Source organism: Mycobacterium malmoense (assembly GCF_019645855.1).
Taxonomy (GTDB): Bacteria; Actinomycetota; Actinomycetes; order Mycobacteriales; family Mycobacteriaceae; genus Mycobacterium; species Mycobacterium malmoense.
The window spans coordinates 1499127-1515204 of the sequence record NZ_CP080999.1 but is presented as its reverse complement, the minus strand read 5'-3'; the positions used below and the strand labels follow the sequence as shown (position 1 = coordinate 1515204).

At 65.2% G+C, this 16078-nt stretch carries 15 protein-coding genes and 1 tRNA gene; 10 read left to right on the top strand and 6 right to left on the bottom strand.

What is annotated here, in order from left to right:
- Positions 1–71: 71 nt before the first annotated feature.
- On the top strand, positions 72–1016 hold the full coding sequence (locus K3U93_RS07170; RefSeq protein ID WP_083010587.1) for a DMT family transporter: 945 nt from the start codon (positions 72–74) through the stop codon (positions 1014–1016).
- 231 nt (positions 1017–1247) lie between these two features.
- Positions 1248–2531: a phosphopyruvate hydratase gene (gene eno, locus K3U93_RS07165; RefSeq protein ID WP_083010607.1), complete on the top strand. Its 1284-nt coding sequence runs from the start codon at positions 1248–1250 to the stop codon at positions 2529–2531.
- Between the two features lie 23 nt (positions 2532–2554).
- Here eno and K3U93_RS07160 read toward each other — a convergent pair whose 3' ends face one another.
- Positions 2555–5356: a DUF2232 domain-containing protein gene (locus tag K3U93_RS07160; RefSeq protein ID WP_083010588.1), complete on the bottom strand. Its 2802-nt coding sequence runs from the start codon at positions 5354–5356 to the stop codon at positions 2555–2557.
- A 292-nt stretch (positions 5357–5648) separates the two neighbouring features.
- On the opposite strand from K3U93_RS07160, the gene K3U93_RS07155 reads away from it, so the two are divergent.
- The 3 genes from K3U93_RS07155 (at position 5649) to K3U93_RS07145 (ending at position 6853) form a co-directional block, all read left to right on the top strand.
- On the top strand, positions 5649–5957 hold the full coding sequence (locus tag K3U93_RS07155) for a hypothetical protein (RefSeq protein ID WP_071509980.1): 309 nt from the start codon (positions 5649–5651) through the stop codon (positions 5955–5957).
- Positions 5954–6175: a YlcI/YnfO family protein gene (locus K3U93_RS07150; RefSeq protein ID WP_071509979.1), complete on the top strand. Its 222-nt coding sequence runs from the start codon at positions 5954–5956 to the stop codon at positions 6173–6175. The genes K3U93_RS07155 and K3U93_RS07150 overlap by 4 nt, the downstream gene beginning before the upstream one ends.
- Before the next feature lie 228 nt (positions 6176–6403).
- Complete coding sequence (locus K3U93_RS07145; protein WP_083010589.1) at positions 6404–6853, top strand: hypothetical protein; 450 nt, start codon at positions 6404–6406, stop codon at positions 6851–6853.
- A gap of 198 nt (positions 6854–7051) precedes the next feature.
- Here K3U93_RS07145 and K3U93_RS07140 read toward each other — a convergent pair.
- Both K3U93_RS07140 and pgm read right to left on the bottom strand, forming a co-directional pair.
- Positions 7052–7124, bottom strand: a tRNA-Ala gene (locus K3U93_RS07140).
- Positions 7125–7189: 65 nt separating this feature from the next.
- Complete coding sequence (pgm, locus tag K3U93_RS07135; protein ID WP_083010590.1) at positions 7190–8833, bottom strand: phosphoglucomutase (alpha-D-glucose-1,6-bisphosphate-dependent); 1644 nt, start codon at positions 8831–8833, stop codon at positions 7190–7192.
- A gap of 139 nt (positions 8834–8972) precedes the next feature.
- Here pgm and crcB (K3U93_RS07130) point away from each other — a divergent pair, with 139 nt between their 5' ends.
- The 5 genes from crcB (K3U93_RS07130) (at position 8973) to K3U93_RS07110 (ending at position 13040) form a co-directional block, all read left to right on the top strand.
- On the top strand, positions 8973–9365 hold the full coding sequence (gene crcB, locus K3U93_RS07130) for a fluoride efflux transporter CrcB (protein WP_083010591.1): 393 nt from the start codon (positions 8973–8975) through the stop codon (positions 9363–9365).
- A complete protein-coding gene (crcB, locus tag K3U93_RS07125) occupies positions 9362–9742 on the top strand; it encodes a fluoride efflux transporter CrcB (RefSeq protein WP_083010592.1) in 381 nt (126 codons plus the stop codon). Before crcB (K3U93_RS07130) ends, crcB (K3U93_RS07125) begins: the two co-directional genes overlap by 4 nt.
- 265 nt (positions 9743–10007) lie before the next feature.
- Positions 10008–11177: a hypothetical protein gene (locus tag K3U93_RS07120; RefSeq protein ID WP_071509260.1), complete on the top strand. Its 1170-nt coding sequence runs from the start codon at positions 10008–10010 to the stop codon at positions 11175–11177.
- 330 nt (positions 11178–11507) lie between these two features.
- The gene (locus tag K3U93_RS07115; protein WP_220688594.1) at positions 11508–11807 is read left to right on the top strand and encodes a PE family protein; all 300 of its coding nucleotides are present in this window, start codon (positions 11508–11510) and stop codon (positions 11805–11807) included.
- A gap of 15 nt (positions 11808–11822) precedes the next feature.
- Positions 11823–13040, top strand: coding sequence for a PPE family protein (locus K3U93_RS07110; RefSeq protein WP_220688593.1), 1218 nt, complete (start codon positions 11823–11825; stop codon positions 13038–13040).
- Between the two features lie 339 nt (positions 13041–13379).
- On the opposite strand, the gene K3U93_RS07105 is transcribed toward K3U93_RS07110, so the two are convergent.
- The 3 genes from K3U93_RS07105 to K3U93_RS07095 all read right to left on the bottom strand — a co-directional run bounded on the left by K3U93_RS07105 (position 13380) and on the right by K3U93_RS07095 (position 16051).
- The gene (locus K3U93_RS07105; RefSeq protein ID WP_139796893.1) at positions 13380–14519 is read right to left on the bottom strand and encodes a hypothetical protein; all 1140 of its coding nucleotides are present in this window, start codon (positions 14517–14519) and stop codon (positions 13380–13382) included.
- 282 nt (positions 14520–14801) lie between these two features.
- Complete coding sequence (locus K3U93_RS07100) at positions 14802–15674, bottom strand: LLM class F420-dependent oxidoreductase (RefSeq protein ID WP_083010347.1); 873 nt, start codon at positions 15672–15674, stop codon at positions 14802–14804.
- A gap of 17 nt (positions 15675–15691) precedes the next feature.
- Positions 15692–16051 carry a DUF488 domain-containing protein gene (locus K3U93_RS07095; RefSeq protein WP_071513342.1) on the bottom strand — a complete coding sequence of 120 codons (360 nt, stop codon included), beginning with the start codon at positions 16049–16051 and terminating at the stop codon, positions 15692–15694.
- Between the last annotated feature and the right edge of the window lie 27 nt (positions 16052–16078).

Here is a 16078-nt window from a genome sequence, read left to right as displayed (position 1 = left end):
GGAGCCGCGCCGACATCGATGCGGCCGGCGGGTCCATGGCATGCGAACCGACCGCTGAAAGGAAGCCGCGGATGACGAAAACGGGTGTCGCCGTTGTCCTGGCCCTATTCGCTGCCTTCGCGTCCGCGCTCGGCAATGTGGTCCGGCAACGATCCGCGCAGGAGATCACCGACAGAAACGTCGGCCACCTCGAGCTCTTTTGCCTGTCGGTGCGTGATGTGCGGTGGTGGCTGGGGGCCGGAGGGGCGATCGCCAACTATGCGTTGCAGGCCGCGGCGCTGGCGCTGGGATCGGTCGTGATGGTGACGGCGTTACAGGTGACCGCGCTGCTGTTCGCGTTGCCCATCTACGCGCGGATGACCCGTCGCCGTCTGACTCGCTGGGAATGGACCTGGGCGCTTCTGCTGACCGGCGCGCTGGCGGTACTCGTCGCCGTCGGCGATCCGGGCGCCGGCGCAGCGCGCGGCTCGCTGCAATCCTGGATTGTGGTCGCCTCGATCATGGGCCCGGCGCTGGTCTTCTGCGTTCTCGGCGCCCGCATTTGGTCGGCATCGTTCGCTGCGATGTTGTTTGCGCTCGTCGCCGGCTCGTCGCTGGCGTTGTTCGCGGTGCTTACCAAAGCGGTAATCCAGGCGGCCAGGGCAGGCTTGGGGCCGCTGTTGAGCACCGCTGAGTTCTATTTTTGGATACCGGCCGCACTGGCGGGGATGGTCTTTCAACAGTCGTCATTCCGCGCCGGCTCGCTCACCGCCGCGCTGCCGACGTCGGTCGTAGCCAAGCCAGTGATCGGTTCGATACTGGGTATGTCTGTCCTCGGCGAAACGCTGCACACCAGCGGCTCAGACAAATTCGTGCTGCTCGCCGGAGTGATCTTGGTTTTCATCGCCACCGGTGCACTGGCCCGGGGCGAAGCCGCGGCCATGTCGACGGAGGATGCGGCAGAAACTGCCAAAGAATGCCCTTGGCAAGACAGCAGCCACCGAGATGACGGCGCGGCGCCCCACGCGTGGGCATGAGGTCACCCAGTTTCTCAGCGGCTTCTCAGCGGTCCCGTCATAAGCTGGCGCTGCCATGTCGATGGACGGAGCGCCTTGCCTTTCCGGCACGGTGGCCGTGGATTCGACTGCGCTGGATGGCGTTTCGTGACGCTGATACTTGCCATCGGGCAGGACGCGGTAGCGAATCGGGACACGCGTTGCGTTGGTGCGGGGTTTGCGGGTAGCACGATTTTGGGCACCGGGAGGTCGTTGATGCGGATCGAATCCGTCGTCGCCCGTCAGCTGCTGGACTGCAAGGCACGTCCCTTGGTTGAGGTTGAAATCACCACCGACACCGGTCATGTCGGCCGCGGCGCATCGCCGACGGGAACCTCGGTCGGCGTGCATGAAGCGTTCGTGCTGCGTGACGGAGACCGGGCCGAATATAACGGGCTTAGCGTGCATCGCGCCGTCTCCGTCGTGACCGACGAAATCGCCCCCGTTCTTGTCGGCGCCGAACTCGACGACCCGCGGTCCCTGGACCGGGTCATGATCGAACTCGACGGCACCCCGGACAAGCACCGGCTCGGCGGAAACGCGATCTACTCCACCTCGATCGCGCTGCTGCGTGCGGCTTCCGCCGCGGCGGGGATGCCTACCTACAACTACGTCGGCTCACTGCTCGGACTCAAACCGCCGACAACCGTGCCGGCGCCCAGCTTCAACATGATCAACGGCGGCCGCTACGGGGATGTCTTCCAGACGTTCAACGAATTCCTGGTGGTGCCTTATCGCGCCGACTCCATCGAGTCCGCAGTCGAGAAGGGGGTGACTTTGTTTGGAGCGCTGGGCGAGGTGCTTGCCCGGCGACTCGGCCGGGCACCGCTGGTGGCAGCGTCGTACGGGTATGTCGCTCCGTCCAGCGACCCGCGAATCGTGATGGAGCTGCTGGCCGAGGCGGTCGAGCGCGCCGGCTGTGCCGACGTCATGGCGTTTGCACTGGACTGTGCATCCAGCGAGGTGTACGAGAAGAGCACGCAGACATACGCATTGAACGGCGAGCGGGTTACCGCGGAGGCTCTGATCGACTATGCCCGGGCGCTGTCGGAGGATTTCCCGATGGTATTCATCGAGGACCTGCTCGACGGGGATGACTGGGAGGGGTTTACGAAAGCGGTTCAGAACATTGACCGCTCGATCATCCTCGGCGACGATCTGATCGTCACTAACCGCGACCGCCTGGAACGCGCCGTAAAGACCTCGGCCGTGGACGGCTTCATCCTGAAGCCCAATCAGGTGGGGACTATCGCCGAGGCGCTGGACTGCTTCGAATACGCCTCGCAGAACGCCATTCTGGCGATCCCGTCGGGTAGGTCGGGTGGTGTTATCGACGATGTCGTGATGGACCTGGCGGTCGGACTGGGGGCGCCGTTCCAGAAAAACGGCGCACCGCGGTCGGGCGAGCGCATCGAAAAGCTCAACTTTCTGCTGCGCGCAGCCGAACGCATCCCCAACTGCACGCTTGCGGACGTGCCGGCATTGGTGCGGTTCTAAAGCATCTCAAGCAGCGGCCCAGATCAGCCGCCCAACACCAACCCTGCCGCCAAGGCGGCCGCACACACCACCGATACGATCGAAAGTGCCACCCAGTCGGCCCGTTTCGGCCGCGACGGGGCCGCCGAGATCTGGCCGGTGCCGCCGCGAGCGGTGATCGCGTCGCCCATCTCGTCTGCGCGCCGCAGTGTCACGGTGACGACCGCGACGATCAGGTCGATCACGTCTGCCGCGAGCCACCGCAGGCGCGCCCCGCGAGTCCGCGGTGTCTGTTTGGGCCGCAACCGGCGCGCGGCGTAGAGCACCCGAAATTCATCGATCAGCATCGGGAAAGTACGCAACGCGAGCGCCAACGCGACCGACCAGTCGTCGACCGGGATTCGCAATGGTCGCAGTCGGCGACCCAGAGTGGCTACTGCCGGCGCGATTTCGGCGACGTTGGTCGTCCACGACACCAGCGCGCCCATCCCGAGCAACACGATCGACAGCGCGGTGAGGCGCAGGAATTCCAACAGGCCGCCGAGACCGAGCGAAACCGTGCCCACCTGGATCTGCGGACCACCGCCGGCCAATATCGCGGTGCCGCCGACGACGGCCAGCAGGATCCACAGCCAGCGCGGCGGCGACGGCAGCACGCCTCGGGGAATGTGGGCGACCCACGCTCCCGCCAGCACCAGTGTGGCCACAAGTCCGATCGTCAGCCATTCCGGGTACAACGTCAACAACACCGAAATACCAAAAGCAACAATCAGTTTGGTGCCCGCCCACAGCTGGTGGATGGCGGAGTGTCCGGGCACCGGGCGCAGCAGCACAACGGGTCGAGGTGGGCGCCGGGCCGGATGCCGCGCCGGTGTGGTCGCCGTCAACTCATCGCCCCGGGCCGCGTCCGGCGCCGGTTCCAGCAGACCGTCGCGCAGGTGCAGGATGCGCGGGCACAGCTCCTCCAGCCCTGCGAAGTCATGCGAAATAACCACCACGGTCAGGCCGGTGTCGCGGCGACGATCCGCGAGCAGCCGCACCAGACCGCGCGCGCTGGCGGCGTCCAGCCCCGCCAGCGGCTCGTCGAGGATCAAGACGCGCGGCGACCGCGCCAGCAACCCGGCCAGGACCACCCGGCGCATCTGGCCGCCGCTGAGCTGGTCGATGCGCCGCTTCGCCAGCGCGGCATCCAAGCCCACAACGGCCAGCGCCGCGGTCACCCGGGCGTGATCGTCCGGCGAAAACCCGCCCGCCGATGCCACTTCCAGGTCGACGCGGCTGCGCATCAGCTGCAGCCGGGCCGCTTGGAACTGGAGCGCAACCGCGCCGACCTGCTCAGAGGTGTGGCGCTCGTCGAGGAGGCAGGTGCCTGTGGTCGGAGTCGTCAATCCGGCCATGATCCACGCCAGCGTCGACTTACCGGAGCCGTTGCCGCCGTGGATCAAAAGCCCGTCGCCCTCGTGTACCACGAAGCTGATATCGCGCAGCGCGGTCTGCGCCCACGGGGTGCCACTGCCGTATTCGTGGCCGACGCTCGCGAGTTCGAGCACCGGCGCCTGGGATTGGTGTCCCGCCGCAGCCGTCGGCGCCGGCGCGGGCGCGGTCTCGACCATAGCGGTGTTGTCCAGCGAATCGCTGAGATTGATTGTGCGGTCGGCGTAAACCGCCTCGTTGCTGTAGTGGGTGATGTGCACCAGAGCGGTTTGGTGGCGGTCGGTCAGGCCGGAAAACACGGCCAGCAACGCGTCGCGGCCCTGCTGGTCGACCATGCTGGTGACCTCGTCGGCGATGAGCAGCGCCGGCTCCCGCGCCAGTGCCGCGGCCACCGCCAAGCGCTGCAGTTCCCCGCCGGACAGGCCGCCAGTGTCGCGTTCGGCGAGGCCGGCCAGCCCGACTTCGGCGAGTAACCGGCCGACGTCAGTGATCTTGCCGGGCGGCAGTCCCCAGACCACGTCGTCGGCGACCCGCGTGCCCAGCACCTGGCTTTCCGGATGCTGCATGATGACGGCGGTGCCACCGGGCTGACCGAGGCCCACCGCGCCGGGGCGTTCGACAGTGCCCGATGTCGGTTCGCGGCCGGCCAGGATCAGCATCAGCGTGGTTTTCCCCGAGCCGTTGGCGCCGGTAATCGCGACATGTTCGCCGGCCCGCACGTCCAGGCTGACCGTACGCAGCGCGTCGTGGTCGGTGTGTGGGTAGCGGAGGCGCACCTCGTCCAGCTGCACCGGGACCGGCTGGATCGGCCCGTTGCCGGCCGACGCGTCCAGTTTGTGCACATCGGGAATGCCGCCCAGCCGCTCCAGCACCCGCGACAGCGCCCACCAGCCGATCAGCGAAGCGACCACGATCGCGACCACGGCGTATCCGAGAACGAGCCACGGCCAGTAATCCAGTGCTTCGGCGAACAACCGCTTGAGCTCCTGCGTGGCCGCCTGCAGGTGCGGCACCCGTGCCAGGACGGCCGCGACTCCGTCCACGGCGGCGGTGATCGCGTGGAACACCAGCTGCCGAAGCCGGGTCAGGACGGTCAACGCGACGACACCCACGGCACCAACCACAACACCGGCGCCCGAGGATGCCGCGATCACGGTCGGCGTGCCGCGGCCACGGCGTTTCACGATTCCGGCCAGCCCGCCAACATAGGCGCAGAGCGCGACCGCCCCGAACCCACTCAAACCGACCACCAGGAAGCCGATCACCCCAGCGGCGACCGTCGCGGTGATCAGCACGCGGAGCCGGTAGCGATAGGCCAGCAGCCCCATCGGCACCGTGCCCAATAGTCCCAGCCCCCCTGCGTGCGGGAGGACGACCGCAACGATCGCGATCGCCGCGCACAGGGCACCCATCACCGATGCCTGCGCCAGCTCGCTGGGTGGTAGCGACCGAACCTGACCGAGCCTGACCGATGGCGCGCGACAGTCGTTGGCATCATTTCGAATACGCGTGAAGCGACCAGTGCTGAACATTTGGAGCGCCAGGGTATTAACGGACCGCTGAGAGGTCGCTGAGGAAGTCGCTGAACTCAACGCCCTTGTGGTGGAGCTAAGGGGACTCGAACCCCTGACCCCCACACTGCCGGGAGCGGGCAAAGTCTCCAACCAGCCGGATATTTGTATCCGTTTGTATTACAGTTGACATGTGGCGGACGAATTGTTCGATCTGGATTTGCTCGACGAAGAGGATCCGTTCGAGATCGACGCTCAAGTCGCCCACCTGTTCAAGCACCCACACCTGGGCATCGAGGACGTCCGCGAAGTCTGGGCTTCCGACCCGATGTTCTACCCCGCCAAACCACCCGCCCACTGGCTGATGGTCGCCGAAATCGACGGCACAGTCCTGATGGTGCCCCTCGCCCCTGCTCGTAACGGCAACCCCAAACGATGCCGCCCCATCGGCTGCTACGAAGCCTCCAAACACCTCGCTGATCAATACCGGAGAGACAGATGAACCACCCCATGACCCCCGACGAGGAATACGAGTTCTACGCGCGCCCGGAAAACCAGGAACCCCAGGGACCAGGGCGCCGTCGGCTGACCGCCACCGTTCCGGTCCGCTTCCCGCCCGAGCTGTTGGAGCAAGTACGCGCGGCGGCAGCTGCGGACGACCGGTCGGTCTCCTCGTGGATTCGCCGCGCGGTCGAACACGAACTTCGCCATCCGGCTTAAATCTCGTGACCAACGAAGTGCTCGAGAGACGGTTCGCGGCGGTACCGGTTTGGAAGTCGTTGTCAGCACACCGCCGAGGCCCTAGAGGAAATCGGCCAGACCGACCTCGCGATCGACTGGGCAAAGCAGGCAACCGATTTCGACTCCGGCCACCAGTCGCGGCGGGCGGCAAACTACTGGTGTGAACTCCTCGCTAGGTATAGACCCGACGACCTGCTGGCTGCCCGGGTGGAGGTATTCCGCCGCTGGCCATCGTCGACCACCGCCGCAGACCTCTATCAGGCCACCAGCGCCGCGTGGCCTGACTACCGCGAAGACGTATTCGCGCGCCTGGCACCAATGCCGCGCGACACCGTGGTCTTTGCGCTGGCACATCTCAAGGACATCCCACTCGCGTGGAACCTCGCCCATAACCTTGGCCTTGACGACGACCGCACCTGGAGTGACCTCGCCAAGGCATACGAGAAATTCGACCCTCTCGCCGCACTGCCTGTGCACACCGAGCTGGTGGAGAACGAGCTGGCCGAAGCCGGCGCCCAGCACTACCGAAATGCCGCTCGACGGCTCAAGAAGATGCGCAAGCTTGAGGTACGGGCGGCTCGTATCATCACGGCCCCTACCCCGCAAGCTGCGGCGGTCCATTCCCACGACAGCACGGCTGAGATCGACACGACATGAACACCGTGGGCTCGCTTCCCGCCACCGCCGGTCGCGGTTACCACGGCGAAAGCGGATGGGCTGCCATGCTTCGAGGTATCCATACCTGAATGTGGCGACACCCCGAACCGCTCGTTGTCGTCAAAAAGCAACCCAGACGACGGGGACAGCTAACGCTGAAACCAAAAAAAATCAGGTCACGATAGATTATCCAAAAAGTGGAGCTAAGGGGACTCGAACCCCTGACCCCCACACTGCCAGTGTGGTGCGCTACCAGCTGCGCCATAGCCCCGAAAAGTTGTGCCCATCGAAGCTACACCACCGGCAAGATCCGTTCAAAGTCGCTGGTCGGGCGCCTTACCCGATGACCTGGTTCACCACCTCACGGGCGGCCTGCTGCACCTCGGCCAGGTGCTCGGGCCCAAGGAAGGACTCGGCGTAGATCTTGTACACGTCCTCGGTGCCCGACGGTCGCGCGGCAAACCACGCGTTGGCCGTCGTCACCTTCAATCCGCCCAGCGGCGCGCCGTTGCCCGGGGCGGCGGTCAGCTTCGCGGTGATCGGCTCCCCCGCCAGCTCGGTCGCGGTCACCTGCTCGGCTGACAGCTTGGCCAGCCGGGCCTTCTGCTCGCGATCGGCGGGCGCGTCGACGCGCGCATAACACGGTGCACCGTATTCGGCGGTCAGCTCCCGATAGCGCTGCGACGGACTCAGCCCGGTGACCGCCAGGATCTCGGAAGCCAGCAGCGCCAGGATGATGCCGTCCTTGTCGGTGGTCCACACCGAGCCGTCGCGCCGCAGGAACGACGCCCCCGCCGACTCCTCGCCGCCGAAGCCGATGGTGCCGCCGATCAGGCCGTCGACGAACCACTTGAACCCGACCGGCACCTCGACCAGCTTGCGGCCCATGCCGGCGACCACCCGGTCGATGATCGACGAGCTGACCGCGGTCTTGCCGACGGCGATGCCGGCCGGCCAGGACGGCCGATGGGTGTAGAGGTAGTCGATGGCCACCGCCAGATAGTGGTTCGGGTTGAGCAGCCCCGCGTCCGGGGTGACGATGCCGTGGCGATCGGCGTCGGCGTCGTTGCCGGTGGCGATTTGGTAGCGGTCCGGGTGGCCAGACATCGTTCGGATGAGCCCAGCCATCGCGTCCGGCGAGCTGCAGTCCATCCGGATTTTGCCGTCGTGGTCGAGCGTCATGAACCGCCACGTCGCGTCGACCAGCGGATTGACCACGGTGAGGTCCAAGTTGTGCCGTTCGGCAACAGCGCCCCAGTAGTCCACGCTGGCCCCGCCGAGCGGGTCGGCGCCGATACGCACCCCGGCCCCGCGGATCGCGGCGACGTCGACCACGTTGGGCAGGTCGTCGACATAGTTGCCCAGGTAGTCGTGACGCTGGACGGTCCCCAGGGCGCGCGCCAGCGGCACCCGCCTCACCGCCGAAACCCCGTCGCGCAGAATCTCGTTGGCGCGCTTGGCGATTGCGTTGGTCGCGTCGGTGTCGGCCGGGCCGCCGTTGGGCGGGTTGTACTTGAAGCCACCGTCGGACGGCGGATTGTGCGACGGCGTCACCACAATCCCGTCGGCCAGCCCCTCGGTACGGCCCCGGTTGTGGGTGAGGATGGCGTGACTGATCGCCGGCGTCGGCGTGTAGCGGTCGCGGGAGTCGACCACGGCTACGACGTCATGGGCGGCCAGCACCTCCAGCGCCGACACCCACGCCGGCTCCGAAAGGCCATGGGTGTCACGGCCGATGAACAACGGCCCGGTGGTGCCGTGCGCCGTGCGGTACTCGACGATGGCCTGCGTGATCGCCAGAATGTGGGCTTCGTTGAACGCTCCGTCGAGCGCCGAACCGCGGTGACCCGAGGTGCCGAACACCACCTGCTGGGCGACGTCGTTGGGATCGGGTTCGATCGAGTAATACGACGTGACCAGGTGGGGCAGATCGACAAGGTCTTCGGGCTGGGCCGGCTGACCGGCACGCGGGTTGGCCACGGCTACCAATTCTGCCCGTAACCCGACGCTCTGACATCTCAGGCACGTTCCCGACTTCTCAGGTACTTCCCGGGTTCACCCTCTGGTCAGTCTGCCCATAGGCTGCTAACGACCGTTCGCGCACCGAAGGGAATTAGGCGTGGCACACGACCACCGGGAGTTGGCGGCGATTTTCGCCGGTGGAGGGCTCGGCAGCCTGGCTCGTGCGGCGCTGAGCACCCTCGCCCCCGACACCGAGCAGTGGCCATGGCCGACCTTCACCGTCAACATCGTCGGCGCCTTCCTCGTGGGTTATTTCACCACCCGCTTGCTGGAGCGGTTGCCGTCGTCGAACTACCGGCGCCCCCTGCTCGGCACCGGATTGTGCGGCGGGCTAACCACTTTCTCGACGGTGCAGATCGAGACGCTGAGGATGATCGAGCACGGCCATTGGGGCCTGGCCATTAGCTATACCGTCACCAGCATCACGTTGGGATTGCTGGCGGTGCACCTGGCCACCAAGTTGGTTCGCCGGGCACGGGTGCGAGGGTGACGGCCGCAGTCACGACGGCTCTGGTCTGGGTCGGCGTTGTGCTCATCGGCGGCATCGGGTCGGTGCTGCGTTTCCTGGTCGACCGCGTGGTCGCCCGCCGGGCCGCCCAGCTGTTTCCGTTCGGCACGCTGACGGTGAACGTCAGCGGGGCCGCGCTACTGGGCTTTCTCGGGGGCTTGACTCTGAGCAAGGAGGCGGCCCTGCTCACCGGCACCGCGTTCGTCGGCGCCTACACCACCTTTTCCACCTGGATGCTGGAAACCCAGCGCCTCGGCGAGGAGCGTCAGATGCTCTGGGCGCTGGCCAATATCGCGGTCAGCGTCGTGCTCGGCCTGGCCGCCGCGCTACTCGGCCAATGGATAGCGGCGCGGATCTGAACCGGCACGCCACCTTGTTGCGGCGGCCGGGGCGCGAACGACACGCGGCGAAAAAGTGAGACATGCCTAACCTCAGTGAGGTTAGGCAAGCCTATTGTGTCTCAGCCTATTCTTAGGTAGCGTTCGTTTGGTCCCCACTTCTGGCGACACACCCCATTGATGCTGAGTAATAGGAGATGCCGTGCAAGTAGCTCTTCGTCCCGATTCGAGTGGTCATGGCCTCCGGTCCGACCGTTCGCAGTCGGGGACCCAGGTAAACCGGCTGATGGCCGCCGGTGTCGCCGTAATCGGCGCCAGCCTCATCGCCGTGAATCCGCTGGCGCCAAACGTCGTGTCTAGCACCGAGTACCGAGCCATCGAGCACCGGGCGGTACAGCTCACCAGCGGGATCAGTGATGTGGTCAGCGACTACCAAGATGTCGTCAGTCAAGCGGTCACCAACCTACAGACCCTGGGCGGCGAGGCCGGTGTTGCGATTCCCGGGTTGCTGCAGCAGATCGGCGCCAACCTGTCGGGTACCGGCGGCCTACTCAACACTGCGTTTTCGGGCACCGAGTCAGCTTTGCAGTCCGCGCTCTATGGCGGCTGGTACGGCGGTGATGATGGTTTCGTCTTCGGGCTGTTAGGGGGAACCCTGACGCATAATGGCGTGACGGAGTCAGGCAGCACGCTGCAAGAGATCCTGACCGCTCTCGGGCAAGGCAACTTCTACAGCGCTTACAGCTTCTACGACACATGGTCGTTGGAGGCGTTGCAGCACATTACGAAACCCCTGTTGAGCCCAATCCTCAGCACCTCCAAGACCGGCGCGCTGCCGACGCCGACGCTCCCCGGGCAATTCCTGCAGACCTTGACGAATGTGGTCGAGACGTTCTTGAACTACAACAACCTGCAATCCCTCACCGGTGCCCTACTGTCTCCGCAGATCAGCGTCACTTTCGGGTTCTTGGGGGACCTCGGCAACATTGGGGCTGACCTGTCCTCCGGAAACTTCGGAGGGGCGGTGACCGACACTCTCAAGGTGCCCGCCGACCTGGTCGGCGACCTTCTCAATGGCTACATCAACCCGAACACCGTGTTCAACCCCACCGGCAAGGCATTCACCGGCCTGCTCAATAGCGGCAGCCTGCTTCAGCAACTGCTGTACACCTGGCCCAACGAACTCGCCGCCGCGCTGGGTGGCTCGTCGACGGGCACGTTGACCAGTGCGTCGGCGCAAGCCGGGGTATCGCTGAGCAATGTGTTGGCCCCGGCCGCGTCGCTACTGCCGAATTTGGCCGATGCGGTGCAACCGTCGCTGCTGGCAGGAAACCTCAGCTCGACAATTGGCCCGCTGCTCGCCAACGCCGCAGCGCAGCTGTCGGCCACCCTGACGCCGAACCTAATCAGCGGACTGCTGCTGCATCTGCCGTCGCTGCTCTTGGCGTTGCTGTAGGAGTTGGGAATCGGGGCTGGGCGTCCTTCCTGCGCACCACAACTGTGCAGGAAGGACGCCCGCACCGCAGCTTTCGCGCGCTGCGGCAGAAGTCGCGGTGCCCAATTCAGTACGGAAAAGTGTGGTGAGCTTTGCTCGGCAAGGACTCTCATGATCGCCGTGGGGGGAGATGTTCGTCGTAATGTTGCCCGCTGTAGGAACGACCTGAACGCGTTCCGGTCGCCCAGCTGTGTTTTGGGCGCCGACTCCAACGGCAGCATGGATCCGTCAGCGGTTTAGGCGCAGCCGCTGGCAACTAAATTTGGCGGTTTTGTGAGAGGGGTGGGGGTTATGTCGTTTGTGCGGGCTACGCCGGAATTGTTGGTCGCTGCGGCGGATAGTTTGTCGAGTATTGGTGCGTCGATGGCGGCGCAGAATGGGGTGGTGGCGGGGCCGACGACGCAGGTGGTGGCGCCGGCGGCGGATCAGGTGTCGGGGTTGGTGGCGACGCAGTTTGCTGCGCATGGGTTGGCGTATCAGACGGTGGCGTTGATGGCGACGCAGATTCATGAGGCGTTTGTTAGTGCGTTGGCGGGTGGGGGTACGGCGTATGCGGTGACTGAGGTGGCTAATATTGCTGCGGCTAGTTAGGGGGGTGGGGTTGGGATGTTTTTCGCGTTTTTTCCGCCTGAGGTGAATTCGGGGTTGATGTATACGGGTCCGGGGTCGGGGCCGTTGGTGGCTGCGGCGGCGGCGTGGGAGGGGTTGGCCACGGATTTGTATGCGACGGCGGGGTCCTATGAGTCGGTGCTTGCGGGGTTAAGTGGGGGGTGGTCGGGTCCCTCGGCGGCGGCGATGGTTTCGGCGGCGGCGCCGTATGTGTCGTGGATGAGTGCGACGGCGGCTCAGGCGGTGCAGGCTGGTGTGCAGGTGAAGGCGGCGACGGCGGCCTATGAGGCGGCGTTTGCGATGACGGTGCCCCCGGTGGTGGTGGCGGGGAATCGGGTGTTGTTGGCGGGGTTGGTGGCGAGCAATATTTTTGGGCAGAACACTGCGGCGATCGCGGCCACCGAGGCCGAATACGTGGAGATGTGGGCTCAGGATGTGGCGGCGATGAATGGTTATGCCGCCGCGGCCACGAGTGCGGTGCAGGTGCAGGGGTTTAGTACACCGCCGGCCACCACCACCACCACGGCGGCGGCGGTGGTGGGGGCGCCGGCGGCCGGGATCACCGACGGGTCCAGCATTTTGGCGGGGTTGACGAGCCTGGGTACCACCGTGAATGGGACGTTGGGGGCGTTGACGACCTCGGGTCCGTTGGCGGGGGTGCTTAGTCAGTTGGGGTTGGGGTCGTTGGGCACGACCGCGTTGAGCAGTGTGAGTTCGACGAGTAGTTTGCAGCAGGCTGCGGTGGTGGCGCAGTTTGCGATGTATCCGGCGCAGATGTTGATGCAGATGAGTTCGATGGGTCAAAACGGTGGGGCGGGGTTGGTGTCCTCGGGGCCGGAGGAATTGTTGACCACGATCGGTAATTTTGTGGATGACAAGATGAAGCTGGTGGTGGGGGGGATCAGCAATCAGCTCAGTACGTTCGGGTCCTCGATCTCGGCGAAGTTGGCCAGCGCCACCCAGCTGGGTGGGCTTTCGATTCCGCCGGGCTGGTCGAATGCCGCGGGCGGGCTCGGTGAGCTGAGCCGGGCCGCGCCGTTGTTGCCGTCTAACAGTGTGAGCAGCGTGCCGCTGTCTCAAGCTGTGGCTGGGATGCAAACCAGCCCACTAGCCCAAGCCCTCGCGGGCGCTCTGGGCGGTGAACACAGCCCCGCGGGCATCGCCACCAAAATGCCACCCATCAAATTCATGCCCCGCTCACCCCTCGGCGGATAACAAACCCCATTGCAACCCAATGGCTTTCAGCTCAGTCGGGCCAGGTTGCCGACGCCGGCGCGGGCCATACGTAGATGCTCATGGCCGATAATTCATTCGCATGCGACGCCCAGTAGGGAGGGCCGCCTTGATGGGCGCGTCCGGGCCATAGAAGATGAGGCCACCAACGGTGGCGTCATGGATGAATTCTGGTCGCCCGTCGTCCGACTGGTATCGGTCATGGGGACCGAATAGCTGCGTGCCCAGCCGACAACCGCGCCGAAAACGTTCGGCCCCCTTGAGAAGGGGGCCGAACGCCGTTGGGGGTCACCGGCTCGCATCGGCGACCCACCAGCGGACTCAGAGGAGCCCAAGGAGGGCGGTGATCCACGATCCGATCTGGGTAGCAAGGGCACCGATCATCGAGGGCAGATTTGCGAGTGCCGACGGAATACCTTGCAGAATCGACGTCAATCCACTACCGATGCTGTTGGCGAAATTGCCGAGGTTGGTCGACAGCGTATTGAAAACCCCATTGAACACATTCGGCAGGTTGGCGGATATGTTCGTTCCGGCCTTCGCCCCCAGCGACGTCGCGACCGACTGGGGCAGAGAGATCAGCCACTCATAGACAGCGCCCGCTCCGGAATTAACATTGGGAACGCCTAGAAGTCCGGGGTATGCGCTAAATGAGTCAGCACCGCCATTGAGGAATCCATTCGCTACCACTGCAGGAGCCTGTGCGATGGCCTGTAGCGCCGCTGCCGGGGTGGTTGCGTCTTCAAAATTTTGCGCGGCAATTCCGAACGCTCTCGTTGCCTGGAGAAATGGCCAGAAAAGCGAACCGACATTGTCCAAAAGGGTAAACTCGCTCGTCACTGCCTTGACCGCGTTCGTGAAGTTGGTTGCGATGTCGCCCGGGATCGCCAAGGCAGAAGCGAGGCTGAATCCTGGGAAGATAAACAAACCGTCGTACAGCGACTTGGTGAGGTTTGTCATCGCCGTTTCGGGCTGGCCGTTGAAGAACAAGTAGGCCGCCGATTGGAAGGCCGGCACCATTCCCGTCGTCACGTAGCTGAACTCTGATTGCAGGAATTTTGTGACGTCGGGAATGAGTATGTTCGCGTATTTGGCCTGGTTGGTCAGAACCTGCGACAGGACCGGGAAAGGGTTGGCGAGCCAGTCGTTGCCGATCGTCTGGATACCGGACCATGCGGTCTCGATCGTGCTGACGTACGGGTTGACGACGTCGCCGAGGAAGCTTGCGGGCACCGCTGCCGCGCTTGCCCCGTTGGTGAACGAGGCGAGTTCGTTTTCCACGCCGGAGAACAGGTCGACCATGCCGCCCGCGGCGTCGGTGAGGCGGATTTCGGACACGCTCATCTGAGAGAGGCGTTGAGCTAAATCGGGCAGGTGCTGGGTGACCGGAGCTGCGGCGACGACGCCGGCGGCGGCCAGGGCAACTCCAGTGGCGATGTGGGGGCGGGCTGTAAGTTCCACGACCATCTCCTTGAATCTGGTATTCGGACGACGATGGTCAGAAGGTAGCTGAGTGGAATATCGGTTGCGGGTGTTTTTGGGTCGAACGGTCGAATTTGGCCACGCAATAGTCGGATTTCGCAAATTTTTTGTAGACAGGTAACCAGTGCTTGTATGGGATTTTTTTAGCCTGGAGTTAACCCCCCCCCCGAATTTTAGTTCAGTTCGAAACTATCCATGGTTAACCGCAAACATGAATTTGCTCAACCTGCCCGCCTGAGCAGCAATCCGCCGGCGGGGGCTCTACGTGAGCGCTCCCGTCCAGCGGTCGGCGAGCGCCGCAACCCAGCCGGCGGCGTCCTTGGGGCGGTCCGGCGGCGCTCCCACAAGAACCAACTCGTCGACGCCCAACTCGGCGAGCCCATCGATGTCGCCGACGCTGGGACTGCGCAGCGCCACGCACAGCCGCAACTCAACACGATCACGCCCCAACTCGGCACACAGCCGCTCCAGTCTGTCGACCCGCTCGCGCACCGCGGCCACGCCGTCGAGATTGAACCCATACCAGCCGTCCGCCCATGCCGCCACGCGCCGCAGCGCCGGATCGCTGTTGCCCCCGACCACAATCGGGATGCGACGGTCGCGCACGGGTTTGGGGTTGACCCGGATCGAATCGAAGCCGACGAACTTCCCGTCGAACGAGGCGACGTCTTCACGCCACAACGTGCGCATCGCGGCAACGTATTCGGCGGTGCGTGCCGCGCGATCCTCGAACGGCACCCCGAGCGCGGCGAATTCCTCCCGGGACCAGCCGACGCCCACCCCAAGTGTCAGCCGACCGCCGCTCAGCCGATCTAGGCTCGCGGCCTGCTTGGCCACCACCACCGGGTTGTGCTCGGGCAGCAGCAGCACGCCCGTCGCGACGCCGATCCGCGACGTGGCCGCGGCGGCGAAGCTCAACGCGACCATCGGGTCAAGCCAATCCGCCTGTGCCGGAACGGCAATGACGCCGTCGTCGGAGTATGGATATTGCGACGCGGGCCGGTCCACCATGACGACGTGTTCGCCCGCCCATAGGGTGGCGAAGCCGCAGCCGTCCGCGGCCGACGCGACGGCGTCGATCACCGCCCGGTCGGCGCCCGCCCCGATTCCGAGCGCGTGCAATCCCAGCCGCATCGCACGATCGTCTCACGCTAAGCGGAGGCGCTCAGGACCTTTGCGAGGACGGCCGCCTGACTGATGTCGAGTTCGCGGGTCGCCGTGACGAGGGTGACGACGCCGCGTTTGGTCAGCTTGCGCAGCTCCTCCAGCGCGGGGCTGTCCCGCAATTCGGCCTTGTAGCGCGACGCGAATTCGCCGAACCGTTCGGGCTTGTGCTGATACCACTCGCGCAGTTCCTTCGACGGCGCCACGTCCTTGCACCAGATGCCCACCCGCGGGTCGTCCTTGCGGAGCCCACGCGGCCAGATGCGGTCGACGAGGACGCGCTGGCCGTCGTCGGGGCTGGCGTCGTCGTACACGCGCGCCGTCCGGATCCGGCTTTTGGCGCTCATCCCGCCAGGGTAGCGGGAATGTCGGTG